9 protein-coding genes are annotated in these 12,778 nt (G+C 35.4%); 5 read left to right on the forward strand and 4 right to left on the reverse strand.

Features of this window, described 5'->3' with window-relative positions; genetic code table 11:
• Positions 1 to 32: 32 nt before the first annotated feature.
• Both tnpA and guaB read right to left on the reverse strand, forming a co-directional pair.
• The gene (gene tnpA / locus CSW08_RS07015) at positions 33 to 485 is read right to left on the reverse strand and encodes an IS200/IS605 family transposase (RefSeq protein ID WP_106658059.1); all 453 of its coding nucleotides are present in this window, start codon (positions 483 to 485) and stop codon (positions 33 to 35) included.
• 119 nt (positions 486 to 604) lie between these two features.
• Positions 605 to 2,077, reverse strand: a complete 1,473-nt coding sequence (gene guaB / locus CSW08_RS07020; protein WP_106659241.1) for an IMP dehydrogenase — start codon at positions 2,075 to 2,077, stop codon at positions 605 to 607.
• A gap of 285 nt (positions 2,078 to 2,362) precedes the next feature.
• On the opposite strand from guaB, the gene CSW08_RS07025 reads away from it, so the two are divergent.
• On the forward strand, positions 2,363 to 4,597 hold the full coding sequence (locus CSW08_RS07025) for a TonB-dependent receptor family protein (protein ID WP_106659209.1): 2,235 nt from the start codon (positions 2,363 to 2,365) through the stop codon (positions 4,595 to 4,597).
• Between the two features lie 56 nt (positions 4,598 to 4,653).
• Here CSW08_RS07025 and CSW08_RS07030 read toward each other — a convergent pair whose 3' ends face one another.
• The gene (locus CSW08_RS07030; RefSeq protein ID WP_106659210.1) at positions 4,654 to 5,517 is read right to left on the reverse strand and encodes a hydroxymethylglutaryl-CoA lyase; all 864 of its coding nucleotides are present in this window, start codon (positions 5,515 to 5,517) and stop codon (positions 4,654 to 4,656) included.
• Positions 5,518 to 5,918: 401 nt separating this feature from the next.
• Between CSW08_RS07030 and CSW08_RS07035 the strand changes: the two genes are divergently transcribed.
• Entirely contained in the window at positions 5,919 to 6,905 is a 987-nt protein-coding gene (locus CSW08_RS07035) for a zinc-dependent metalloprotease (protein WP_162495543.1), read from the forward strand.
• Position 6,906: 1 nt separating this feature from the next.
• Here CSW08_RS07035 and CSW08_RS07040 read toward each other — a convergent pair whose 3' ends face one another.
• A complete protein-coding gene (locus CSW08_RS07040; RefSeq protein ID WP_106659242.1) occupies positions 6,907 to 7,923 on the reverse strand; it encodes a quinone-dependent dihydroorotate dehydrogenase in 1,017 nt (338 codons plus the stop codon).
• 138 nt (positions 7,924 to 8,061) lie between these two features.
• Between CSW08_RS07040 and pepT the strand changes: the two genes are divergently transcribed.
• From pepT to CSW08_RS07055, 3 genes are all read left to right on the forward strand, one after another.
• Positions 8,062 to 9,300: a peptidase T gene (gene pepT / locus CSW08_RS07045; RefSeq protein WP_106659212.1), complete on the forward strand. Its 1,239-nt coding sequence runs from the start codon at positions 8,062 to 8,064 to the stop codon at positions 9,298 to 9,300.
• Between the two features lie 18 nt (positions 9,301 to 9,318).
• On the forward strand, positions 9,319 to 9,954 hold the full coding sequence (locus CSW08_RS07050) for an MOSC domain-containing protein (protein ID WP_106659213.1): 636 nt from the start codon (positions 9,319 to 9,321) through the stop codon (positions 9,952 to 9,954).
• Positions 9,955 to 10,043: 89 nt separating this feature from the next.
• A complete protein-coding gene (locus CSW08_RS07055; RefSeq protein ID WP_106659214.1) occupies positions 10,044 to 12,242 on the forward strand; it encodes a B12-binding domain-containing radical SAM protein in 2,199 nt (732 codons plus the stop codon).
• Positions 12,243 to 12,778: the final 536 nt, after the last annotated feature.

The raw sequence follows: 12,778 nt of genomic DNA on the forward strand, positions 1-12,778 counted from the left end.
AATAAACTACCCCGGGGCAGAGCCCCGAAGTATTAGAAATCAAAAAGTGTAAGCTGAGCTTCATATACCTTTTGATATTTTATTTCTTTACCTTGATTTTCAATATATTTTTTGATAACATCTTTGTTCCCGTATTGACCTACTGTGTTTGCATAGTAACCACTTGTCCAAAAGTTTCCTCCCCAAAGCTTTGTCTTCACTTCAGGAAATCGTCTGAAAATTTCTTTCGCCGTGATACTCTTTACTTTCATACAAATTTCACTCACCGACAAACTGGGAACACTTTGTATTAAAAAATGAACATGGTTTTCTTCATAACCAACTTCCACAAAATGTATTTCATAGCGTTGTGACAAATCAATACATATTTCTTTCAAACCAAATCCAACTTCCTCTGTAATAACTGAATTCCTATATTTTACAGGAAAAACTAAATGATACAGAAGTAATGTTTTGTTATGTCTTTTTAAAATATGATCATCCATAGTTCAAAACTACACTTTTTCAAAGTGTTATGAAAAACCATCCGTTTTTCAAACTTTTCCTCTATTGTCCCCGAGGCAGAGCCTCGAGGTATTTTCTTCGAATAAATATATTTAAAAATTTATCTCGAATAGTTAGGGGATTCATTCGTAATGGTCACATCATGTGGATGACTTTCATTAATACCACTAGACGTAATTTTTACAAACTGACCCGTTTCTTTTAAGGTTTCAATATCTTTGGCACCACAATAGCCCATTCCGGCACGCAAGCCACCAACAAACTGATGGATGCTTTCATATAAATCACCCTTATACGGCACACGACCCACAATACCCTCAGGAACTAATTTTTTAATATCGTCCTCTACATCTTGAAAATAACGGTCTTTACTCCCTTCTTTCATGGCTTCCACAGAACCCATTCCGCGATATGATTTGAATTTTCGTCCTTCGTAAATAATAGTCTCTCCCGGAGATTCTTTTGTACCTGCCAGCAAAGAACCTAACATGACACTATCTGCTCCTGCGGCAATGGCCTTCGGAATATCACCTGTATAACGAATACCACCATCGGCAATCACGGGCACGCCGCTTCCTTTAATGGCAGCGGCCACTTCCAGCACAGCCGAAAACTGTGGAAATCCAACACCTGCAACCACACGCGTGGTGCAAATAGAACCTGGTCCAATACCCACTTTTACGGCATCAGCACCAGCTTCCACTAAGTATTTAGCGGCGGCAGCTGTTGCAATATTGCCAACAATGACATCCAAATCGGGAAACTTGGCTTTAATGTCTTTTAAAACACTTACCACCCCTTTGGTATGTCCATGTGCTGTATCGATAACTACAGCATCAACTCCTGCGTTTACCAAAGCCTCAGTTCTTTCCAAAGCATCAGCGGTTACACCAATGGCAGCAGCGACACGTAAACGTCCGAATATATCTTTATTGGCATTTGGTTTTTGGGTCAATTTCGTAATATCCCTAAAGGTGATTAAACCTGATAATTTAAAATTATCATCAACAATAAGCAGTTTTTCAATTTTATGTTGTTGCAAAATAATTTCTGCATCTTTTAGTGAGGTTCCCATGGGGGCGGTTACTAAGTTTTCACTCGTCATCACCTCAACAATAGGTCTGCTTTTTTTGTGTTCAAAACGCAAATCCCGATTAGTAACAATGCCTTTTAACACTCCATTTTCATCTACAATAGGAATACCACCAATGCCATGTTCCGCCATACTCAATTTAGCATCCTTGACAGTAGCTGTAAGTGGCAAGGTTACTGGGTCTATAATCATACCGCTTTCTGCACGCTTTACCTTTCTGACTTTTAAAGCCTGTGCTTCAATAGTCATGTTTTTATGCAATACACCAATACCACCTTCTTGAGCCATGGCAATAGCCATTTTACTCTCGGTAACAGTATCCATAGCCGCTGAAACGATGGGAACGTTAATAGTTATGTTTCGTGTAAATTTTGTTTGGATACTAACCTCTCGAGGTAAAACTTCTGAAAAAGCGGGAACTAAAAGGACGTCGTCGTAAGTAAGACCTTCCCCTACTATTTTATTTTGATGTGCAGTCATGGCAATTACTTTATAATTGCGTGCAAATCTACGCATTTTTTTTCGTTTATATTTTAATTATACATAGGAAAAAAATAACATAGTAGATTCTCTTTGTCTTTGTAATTAAATAGAATTTAATAGAGAAAATAATACCATCATAAGGCGTCTATCTTTTTATGAAAACTACAATCGACCTAACTATTGATTTTATTTTTATTTATTCTAAATAAATTTTGAAAATATGATTTTAGATATTATTTTTGCGCCAAATTAATCATCACTATTTTTAATAAGTCTAAATAAATGAAAAAACATTTACACCTCATTGCAATTTCAATTGGATTATCCAGCATAAGCTTTGCACAACAAAACACTAAAAAAGAGACACAAACAGATTCCATTCAAAAATTGGATGAAGTCATAATTAGTGCTGATGTCATGTTAGGAAACAAATATGTAGCTAAAAATAGAACAGGATCGGCTTATTATATTTCACCTGAAGAACTAGAAAAGTTTAGTTATACGGACATCAATAGAATTTTGCGTACCGTTCCCGGAGTAAATATATATGAAGAAGACGGTTTTGGGTTACGTCCGAATATCAGTTTACGTGGTACTTCCCCTGAGCGTAGTTCAAAAATAACCATTATGGAAGATGGTGTTTTAATTGCTCCAGCGCCTTACAGTGCGCCTGCTGCTTATTATTTTCCAACAGTCGCCCGCATGTCGGCCATAGAAATCCTAAAAGGCAGTAGTCAAGTCCAATATGGCCCTTTTACTTCTGGTGGTGCGATCAATATGGTTTCTACACAAATTCCAGAAACATTTAATGGGTCTGTCAGAGCTAGTTATGGCAGCTTCAATACAGGACAATTACATGCTAAAGTAGGCGACAGTAAAGCCAATTTTGGCTATATGGTAGAGTACCTTAATTATAATTCTGATGGCTTTAAAAATCTACCCAATGGCAGCGACACAGGATTTGATAAAAATGATGTTGTAACAAAATTCAGAATAAACAGCAGTAAAGAAGCAAAACTTCAACAAGCATTTGAAATAAAATTTCAGTATTCGGATGAAGTATCAGACGAAACCTATTTAGGATTGACCAATGCCGATTTCGAAAGCTCGCCTTTCAGCCGTTATGCAGGGTCTCAAGTGGATAAAATGACCACCGATCATATCCAATTACAATTGACCCATTTAGTAGATATCAACCCCAATTTCAGAATTACAACCAATGGTTATTACAATGGTTTTTCAAGAAACTGGTACAAGTTGAATGATGTTACATTTAATGGTGAAAAAGTAGGTATTTCATCAATACTTAAAGACCCAACGACCTACTCAAACCATTTTTCTGTAATAAGAGGGGATACAAACAGTAGTGACAATGCTTTTGGAGTAAAAGCCAATAACAGAAAATATGTGTCGAAAGGGGTTCAAACTAAATTGGATTACCACTGGTATGGAAACAACACATTCCACGATATTGAAGTTGGAGTACGTTACCACTTCGACGAAGAAGACCGTTTTCAATGGGTTGATGGCTACAATATTTTAGACGGACACATGAATCTTACCAACGCAGGCATACCGGGAACAGACGCAAACCGTATAAGCGATGCCAATGCTTTTGCTGCATTTGCCTTATATAAATTAAAATATAAAAACCTGACCCTTACACCAGGTATTCGTTATGAGAATATGACCTTATCACAGGCCAATTTCGGTTCTAATGATATTAATAGAACAGGTAGCAACCTCTCCTCTAGAGAAAATAAAGTAGATATCTTTATACCTGGAATTGGTTTTAACTATAACTTCTCCAATAATATATCAACTTTTGGTGGCGTACACAAAGGGTTTTCACCTCCAAGCAATCAACCCGGACAAAAAGCTGAGGAAAGTATCAATTACGAATTGGGTACACGCTTCAACATTCTTGGTATTGGTGGAGAACTGGTAGGTTTTTATAATGATTACAGTAATTTGCTGGGAAGTGACTTGGCAGCATCAGGAGGTACAGGTTCTTTAGAACAATTCAATGCTGGTGAAGTCGTTGTAAAGGGTCTTGAAGTACTTCTAAACTACAATTTGCTTCCCAAAACATCTAAATTTGCTTTACCTATATCTTTTGGTTATACCTTTACTGATACAGAACTTTTAAACAGTTTTGAAAGTAGTGATGAACTTTGGGGAGATGTTACCAAAGGGGATGAATTACCATATATCTCTAAACACCAATTTAATGCTGTCATTTCCATAGAGCATAGCAGATTTGAACTTAACCTAAGCGGTCGTTACAATGGCCAGTTTAGAACCATTGCTGGAACAGGAAATTTTCTAGAAAATGAAAGTGTGGACTCTAATTTCATTTTTGATTTTTCAGGAAAATACCACTTCAACAAACACATAAGCCTTACTGGGAATATTATTAATCTATTGGATGAAACCTATGCCGTATCTCGTGTTCCCTCTGGTTTACGTCCCGGACATCCCTTTGGAGCTTACGGAGGTCTAGAAATCAGATTTTAATTTAGACTGAACATTTTATTTTAAAAAGAGTATCGTTTATAAGCGGCACTCTTTTTTTAGTGGTACATACTAAAAATCTTAGTCACCTCATTATGAGCACTTTCAAAACTTAAAGCGTTTAAATTATTTACTTTTTTAGATGTAAAATAAGAGAGTAATTTTTCTGTAGGCATATTGCCCGTTAGTTCGTCTTTAGCCATGGGGCAACCACCAAATCCTTGAATGGCACCATCAAACCGTTTACAACCGGCTTTGTAGGCAGCGTCCACTTTTTCAAACCAAGATTCATAAGTTGTGTGTAGATGGGCTCCGAACTCAATATCTGGATATAAAGGAATTAAATTTGAAAATAAATAATGAATATTTTCTGGATTAGACGTGCCTATGGTATCGCTAAGCGATATTATTTTTACGCCCATTTTAGACAATTTATCAGTCCACTCCCCTACGATGTCAACATTCCAAGGATCTCCATACGGATTCCCAAATCCCATGGATAAATAAGCCACAACCTGTTTATTGGTTTTATTTGAAATATTTAAAATTTCATCCAAAATTAAAACCGATTGCGCAATGGTTTTATGGGTATTACGCATTTGAAAGTTTTCAGATATAGAAAAAGGATATCCCAAATAATCTATTTCCGAGAATTGCGATGCTTCTTCTGAACCTCTTTCATTAGCAACAATGGCTAATAATTTACTTTTAGTACTGCTTAAATCCAATTTTGATAATACCAATGCCGTATCGGCCATTTGCGGAATGGCCTTGGGGGACACAAAACTTCCAAAGTCTATGGTATCAAATCCGACACGCAATAATGATTGTATGTACTGAACCTTAGCCTCTGTTGGGATGACCATTTTTATACCCTGCATGGCATCTCTGGGGCATTCAATAATTTTAATTTGATTTGCCATCTATCACTTAAAATAAGGATGATAAAAATACTATTATTTTTGAGAAGCTTTAATTTTTAATGACACTATCCACTTATAAACTAAGTTTGACAAATTTATTATAAATGAAATTCATCTCAATGAATGATGTAATGTTGAATAATCGATAAAAATAACAGTATAACGTTTATATTATAGTTAGGTTTAGTTTAAGGATACATTTGGGTAAAATGTTTCGCCCCCCAATGAATCTTTTTAAAACAAAAATTAGTATTCTACTTGTTTCGATGTCATTATCGACAACTTTTCATCTCTCATCCCAAAATAATTCAGACTACAGTTGTGGGACAACTACTAGTACAGAATCTCTTGAATTTTACAATAGCATACGATCTGAAATTAATAAAAGTGAAAAAAGTTTTATGGCTAAATCTTCTTCTGCAAAAGGAGCTCATGACATAAAAGTTGAACATATTCCGATTAAAGCCCACATTATTAGAACATCTCAAGGAAGTTATGGTTTAGATGTGGATGATTTAAACCAAACTATTGATAATCTTAACGCCCTTTTTAAAGATATTTATATTCAGTTTTCATTAAGTGGCAATATCAATTATATTGATAATGATGCTTTTTACCATTTTAACAAAAGCGATGAAAGTGAATTGACAAAAAACAATTATACAGAAGGGGCATTGAATATTTATTTTGCAAATAACCTAAAAAATGAATCCAATAATAATATTTGTGGTTATGCAAACATTACCAAGAATACCAATATCATTTTTATGCAAAACAGTTGTGCTATCAACGATTCTTCATTGGCACATGAAATAGGTCATATTTTATCTTTGATACATACCCACGGACCAAACGACGATATGACTACTGAGTTAGTAAATGGGAACAATTGTGATACTGATGGCGATGGTATTTGTGACACTCCAGCCGACCCAAAATTAGGTTCAAACAATCTGGATTCTTGCAACTATATAGGAATCGAAACTGATGCTAATGGAGATAAATATCAACCAGATACTTACAACATGATGTCTTATTCCTATAAAGGATGTAGAACCCAATTCTCAAATCAGCAAAAGGCCAGAATGTATGCATTTTTTCAATTTATAAAAATGCAGTTTACTGAAGCTACTACAGAGGATGATAAAGCAACTTCCTCATTGGCTCAGATAAAAATTTATCCAAATCCTGTTTCAAACGGAACATTGAACATCCATTCAGCAATAGATAGTGCCACTGATTATCAAATATCAAACTTTTATGGTCAAGTATTGTCGCAAGGGCAGCTTACCAATAAACAAATTGACGTTAATAACTTATCGTCAGGAACGTATTTGTTGATTCTGAATAATGGAAATTCCAGAGTGGTTAAAAAGTTCGTTAAGTAACTTACTTTTTAATCAAAGCCTTATTGATATCCTTAATGAGTTTTGGACCCTCGTATATAAATCCTGTATATAACTGTATTAAATCGGCACCAGCTTCCAATTTTTCCAGAGCATCTTCAACAGTGTGAATACCTCCAACGCCAATAATCGGAAATGCCTTGTTGCTTTTTTCTGCCAAAAACCGAATGACTTCAGTGGAACGATTTGTTAGAGGTTTACCACTTAACCCGCCCATTTCAGTTTTGCTTTCAGACGTTAAACCGTCTCGTAGGATGGTTGTATTGGTTGCTATAATACCATCAATTTTCGTTTCTGCAACAATATCAATAATATCCAACAATTGTTCATTGGTTAAATCTGGAGCAATTTTTAATAAAATAGGCTTCCTTTGTTTATGGCCAGCATTTTCAATCTGTAACTCTTTTAAAAGATTCGTTAATGGCTCTTTATCTTGTAAATCCCTTAAATTAGGCGTGTTTGGCGAACTTACATTCACTACAAAATAATCCACATAATCAAACAACGCTTTGAAACAGATTTTATAATCATCTCCAGCATCTTCATTAGGTGTTAATTTATTTTTTCCAATATTGCCACCGATTAAAACATGTTTGTTTGTTTTTAATCGTTTCACAGCGTCCTCAACACCGCCGTTATTAAATCCCATGCGATTGATAATAGCCGAATCTTCCTTTAAGCGGAACAATCTCTTTTTAGGATTTCCCGGTTGGGCTTTTGGTGTTAATGTACCAATTTCAATAAAACCGAATCCTAGGTTTGACAACTCATTAAATAACTTGGCATCTTTATCAAATCCCGCAGCTAAACCAATAGGGTTTTTAAATGTCAATCCGAATAATTCTTTTTCTAAAGAAGTATCTTCAACTTGATATAATTTTTTAACAATATTTGAAACAAAAGGAATCTTGTTTAAAAAACGAATCAGCGAAAACGTAAAGTAATGAACATCTTCAGGGTCAAACCAAAATAAAATGGGACGGATAATTAATTTATACATAGTGAAGTTGAATTCTGTCGCAAAAATACCATTCATTTCATAAAAAACAGCATGAAGCATTTGAAAATTAATAGTATTTTTGAGCTAATTATTTGCAAAAAATTAGTCCACTAAAAACCTCAGATAAAATCTATTAAAATGATTGATAAACAACATATTATAAATCGATTTATAAGTTACGTTACCGTCGACACTCAATCAAATCCGGATAGTGGAACAACTCCAAGCACCGAAAAACAATGGCATTTGGCAAATAAATTAGCGGAAGAATTAAAAGCCATTGGGATGCAAGACGTCAGCATAGATGAGAACGCCTATATTATGGCAACATTACCAAGCAATGTTATGCATGATGTTCCAACCATTGGTTTTATTTCACATTTTGATACGTCACCAGATTTTACCGCAACCAACGTTAAACCTCAAATTATTGAAAAATATAATGGACAGGATATTGTTTTAAATGCCGCTGAAAATATTATATTATCGCCAGATTATTTTGAAGATTTACACCTTTATAAAGGGCAAACCTTAATTACGACAGACGGCACAACGCTTTTAGGCGCTGATGATAAAGCGGGTATTTGTGAAATTATGACGGCCATGGAATATTTAATCCATCATCCAAAGATTAAACATGGCACCATTAAAGTTGGTTTTACGCCCGATGAAGAAATAGGACGAGGTGCCCATAAATTTGATGTCAAAAAATTTGGAGCCGATTGGGCTTATACTATGGATGGCAGCCAGGTTGGCGAACTGGAATATGAAAATTTTAACGCTGCTAGTGCCAAAGTTCGTGTTAAAGGTAAAAGTGTGCATCCAGGTTATGCGAAAGGCAAAATGGTTAATTCGCTATATATTGCTACTGAATTCATAAACTCACTACCTAGAATGGAAACACCCGAACATACCGATGAGTATCAAGGTTTTTTTCATTTACATGGTGTAAAAGGGGATGTTGAGGAAACCGAATTGCAATATATTATCCGTGATCACAACCTTGGGCATTTTAAAGCGCGCAAAGACATGATGCTTAAACTCACAGATGAGCTTAATTCACAATACGAAGAAGATATTATAAGTATTGAGATTAAGGATCAATATTTTAATATGAGAGAAAAAGTAGAACCAGTGATGCATATTGTAGATATCGCCGAAGAAGCCATGAAACAATTAGACATTAAACCCCTCATAAAACCTATTCGTGGCGGTACTGATGGATCTCAACTCAGCTATATGGGATTACCTTGCCCAAATATTTTTGCTGGAGGCCATAATTTTCATGGGCGTTATGAGTATGTTCCTGTGGAAAGCATGATTAAAGCAACCCAAGTGATTTGTAAAATTGCGGAATTGACTGCATTAGAAAATTAAGCTATTGTTTTATAAGCCATGCATGTAACTTCGACCAATATAGCCAAACCAATAACCATTATTTTTAGAGGGAAAAAAGTTATAACCGGTATTTATAAAACACCAACCCAACAACCTATTTATTTAGGAAAAGATGATGTTAAAGATGATGAAGTAACCGACCGTAAATATCATGGTGGGGAGTTTAAAGCGTGTTATCTATTTTCTGAAGACCATTATGCGTATTGGAAAAATCTCTATCCAAATTTAGATTGGGATTGGGGCATGTTTGGCGAAAACCTAACCGTAAACGGATTGGACGAAACCAAAATGATGATTGGTGCTATTTATAAAATTGGTTCTGCTTTAGTTCAAGTAACAGAGCCTAGAGAACCTTGCTTTAAACTAGGTGTCAAGTTTGGTTCACAAAAAGTCGTAAAGCAATTTGTGATTCATGGATTTCCTGGAACTTATGTTAGAGTTCTGGAAGAAGGTTTTGTAAAAGCTGGCGATACGGTTTCACTTATAGAATCCGCCAAAAATAGTTTAACTACCGCCCAATTTTATAACTTATTATTTTCAAAAGATAAAAACCAAGAACATTTGGCTCTTGCTATAGAAAATAATGCGCTTCCTTTAAGAAAAAGAGAGAAGTTGCGTGCGTTTATCATCTGATTCATCATTATTGAAAAATAATGAGACCCTGAAACAAGTTCAGGGTTGTAAACAAACTATATTTGTTACTATTTATTTTCTGTAGCATTTTGAAAGACCTTTTACTCATCACTCCTCCGTTTACGCAATTAAACACGCCCTACCCTGCTACATGTTATCTAAAGGGATTTTTAAACACTAAAAACATCGCTTCATTTCAAATGGATTTGGGTATTGAAGTGATTTTAGAATTATTTTCAAAAAAAACATTTCAAGATCTTTTTGAATTAGCTGACAAAAATAATAACATCATCTCAGAAAATGCCCAAAGAATTTATGCGCTAAAAGACGCTTATTTACAACCATTAGATGATGTGATTGTGTTTCTACAAGGCAAAAAACCAACGTTTGCAAGACAAATTTGTACGGACAATTATTTACCGCAAGCATCACGCTTTGAACAATTAGATGAACTCGATTGGGCATTCGGCAATATGGGCATGCAAGACAAAGCCAAACATTTGGCTACCTTATATCTTGAAGATTTATCCGATTTTATTGTAGAATGTATTGACGACAATTTTGGATTTAGTCGTTATGCGGAACGTTTGGGACAGAGTGCCAATTCGTTTGATGAATTATATGAACAGTTACAAAACCAACCAACCTATATTGATACAATTACTTTAAACATTCTTGAGGACACCCTAAAAACCATACAACCGAAACTGGTATGTTTTTCAGTACCGTTTCCCGGGAATTTATACAGTGCGTTTCGTTGTGCCCAATATATAAAAGCCATTTACCCAAACATTAAAATTGCGATAGGCGGCGGATTCCCAAATACCGAATTACGCTCGGTAACCGACACCAGAGTATTTCAGTTTTTTGATTTTATTACTTTGGATGATGGTGAATTGCCTGTTGAGCTTTTAATTTCACACGTTTTTAACTCCCCTCCTTCGGAGGGGTTGGGGGAGGCCAAACGCACCTTTCTTTTAGAAAACGGAAAAGTCGTTTATAAAAATAATAGCACCAAACCAGATTACAAACAAAGTGAGGTTGGCACTCCTGATTATTCCGATTTACCTTTAGATAAATACATTTCAGTCATAGAAATCGCCAACCCCATGCACAGTTTATGGAGCGATGGTCGATGGAACAAACTTACCATGGCGCACGGTTGCTATTGGGGCAAATGTACGTTTTGCGATATTTCGCTGGATTACATAAAAATTTACGAACCCATCGCCGCTAAATTATTGGTGGATCGTATGGAACAACTCATAGAACAAACCAGCGAAACTGGGTTTCATTTTGTGGACGAAGCAGCGCCTCCAGCACTGATGAAAGCACTCGCTTTAGAAATTATTAAACGTAAACTCACCGTGACGTGGTGGACCAACATTCGGTTTGAAAAAAACTTCACTAAGGATTTGTGCCAGTTGTTAAAAGCCTCGGGATGTATTGCGATTTCTGGCGGACTGGAAGTGGCTTCCGATAGATTATTGGCACTTATTGATAAAGGTGTCACCGTGGAGCAAGTTGCGCAAGTCACAAGTCATTTTACCGAAGCCAATATTATGGTTCACGCCTATTTAATGTATGGCTACCCCACGCAAACCATTCAGGAAACTGTTGATAGTTTGGAAATGGTGCGTCAGTTATTCGAAATTGGCGTATTACAATCAGGATTTTGGCACCAGTTTGCATTAACGGCGCACAGTCCTATTGGATTAAATCCATCCGAATACCACATCATCCCAAACACCAAACCCATTACGTTTGCCAATAACGATATTGCCTTTACCGATACTACGGGCATTGACCATAACCAATTTAGTTTCGGATTGAAAAAGTCGCTTTTTAACTATATGCACGGTATTGGTTTTGAATTGCCGTTACAAGATTGGTTCGATTTTAAAATCCCGAAAACCACTATTAAACCCGATTTTATTCATAACTGCTTAGAAACCGAGGTTCATTTCAACATCAAACCAACCGCAAAAATACTGTGGCTTGGCACAAAACCTTTGGTAACAGAAACTTCCAAAACCAAAAAAGGACAAACGTATTATTCTTTACAAGCCACGTTTCACACCACAACCGACACATTTTCGGTAACTTTTGACAAAAATCAAGGTAACTGGCTTTTAAATATCTTAGAAACATTAAGCCCAAACAACACACAATTACCTTCATTTTTGGAATTAAAAAAAGATTTTGAAACGCAGTTTGAAGACTTTGAATTGTTTTGGTTTTCAAAACCTATGGGTGTTTTACGGGAGAATGGGTTGTTGGTGTTGTAGTGAATTTTAAACTTTCGCACGCTACCGCTAAGCTCAGTTTAGTGGCCGATAAGATTGTAAAAAACAAATCAAATAATAATCCTTCCTAAAGCGGTTTAGCAAAAAAACACTAATTGAATTCTAGTGCAATAAACTGTTGTGGCCACTAAGCAGAGCTTAGCGGTAGCGGATTTTATAGTGAATTCAGATTTTAATTTATTTTTTGTAAACTTATATGTTTACTTTTTATATAATTTGTAAACTTATATGTTTACATTTTGTTTAATTAATTATCGAATGTATTTTTGGAAAGGACATTTTTAGTTGGCACAATTCAAAAATGGTTAAACCTGATGAAACACGAAAAATGTATATTAAAGCATTAAAAGAGGCTGATAATGGAAACATAAAAACTTTAATAGAATTTGCTAAAAACTAAATTCACACCAACAATTGAAAAACCAATTTCAAAGATTTTGATTTGTTTTGGTTTTCAAAACCCATGAGGGTTCTACTATAAAAGAGTTGTTGGTTTTGTAATGAAATTTAAGGTTATC

This window comes from Confluentibacter flavum, from assembly GCF_002843175.1.
In the GTDB taxonomy this organism is placed as follows: Bacteria; Bacteroidota; Bacteroidia; order Flavobacteriales; family Flavobacteriaceae; genus Confluentibacter; species Confluentibacter flavum.

Excerpts from the sequence above, each read along its gene's own strand:
- CSW08_RS07035 (WP_162495543.1), top strand. The coding sequence starts at position 5,919 with ATGGCTAAATCTTCTTCTGCAAAAGGAGCTCATGACATAAAAGTTGAA.
- CSW08_RS07025 (WP_106659209.1), top strand. The coding sequence starts at position 2,363 with ATGAAAAAACATTTACACCTCATTGCAATTTCAATTGGATTATCCAGC.
- CSW08_RS07030 (WP_106659210.1), bottom strand. The coding sequence starts at position 5,517 with ATGGCAAATCAAATTAAAATTATTGAATGCCCCAGAGATGCCATGCAG.
- tnpA (WP_106658059.1), bottom strand. The coding sequence starts at position 485 with ATGGATGATCATATTTTAAAAAGACATAACAAAACATTACTTCTGTAT.
- CSW08_RS07050 (WP_106659213.1), top strand. The coding sequence starts at position 9,319 with ATGCATGTAACTTCGACCAATATAGCCAAACCAATAACCATTATTTTT.
- pepT (WP_106659212.1), top strand. The coding sequence starts at position 8,062 with ATGATTGATAAACAACATATTATAAATCGATTTATAAGTTACGTTACC.
- guaB (WP_106659241.1), bottom strand. The coding sequence starts at position 2,077 with ATGACTGCACATCAAAATAAAATAGTAGGGGAAGGTCTTACTTACGAC.
- CSW08_RS07040 (WP_106659242.1), bottom strand. The coding sequence starts at position 7,923 with ATGTATAAATTAATTATCCGTCCCATTTTATTTTGGTTTGACCCTGAA.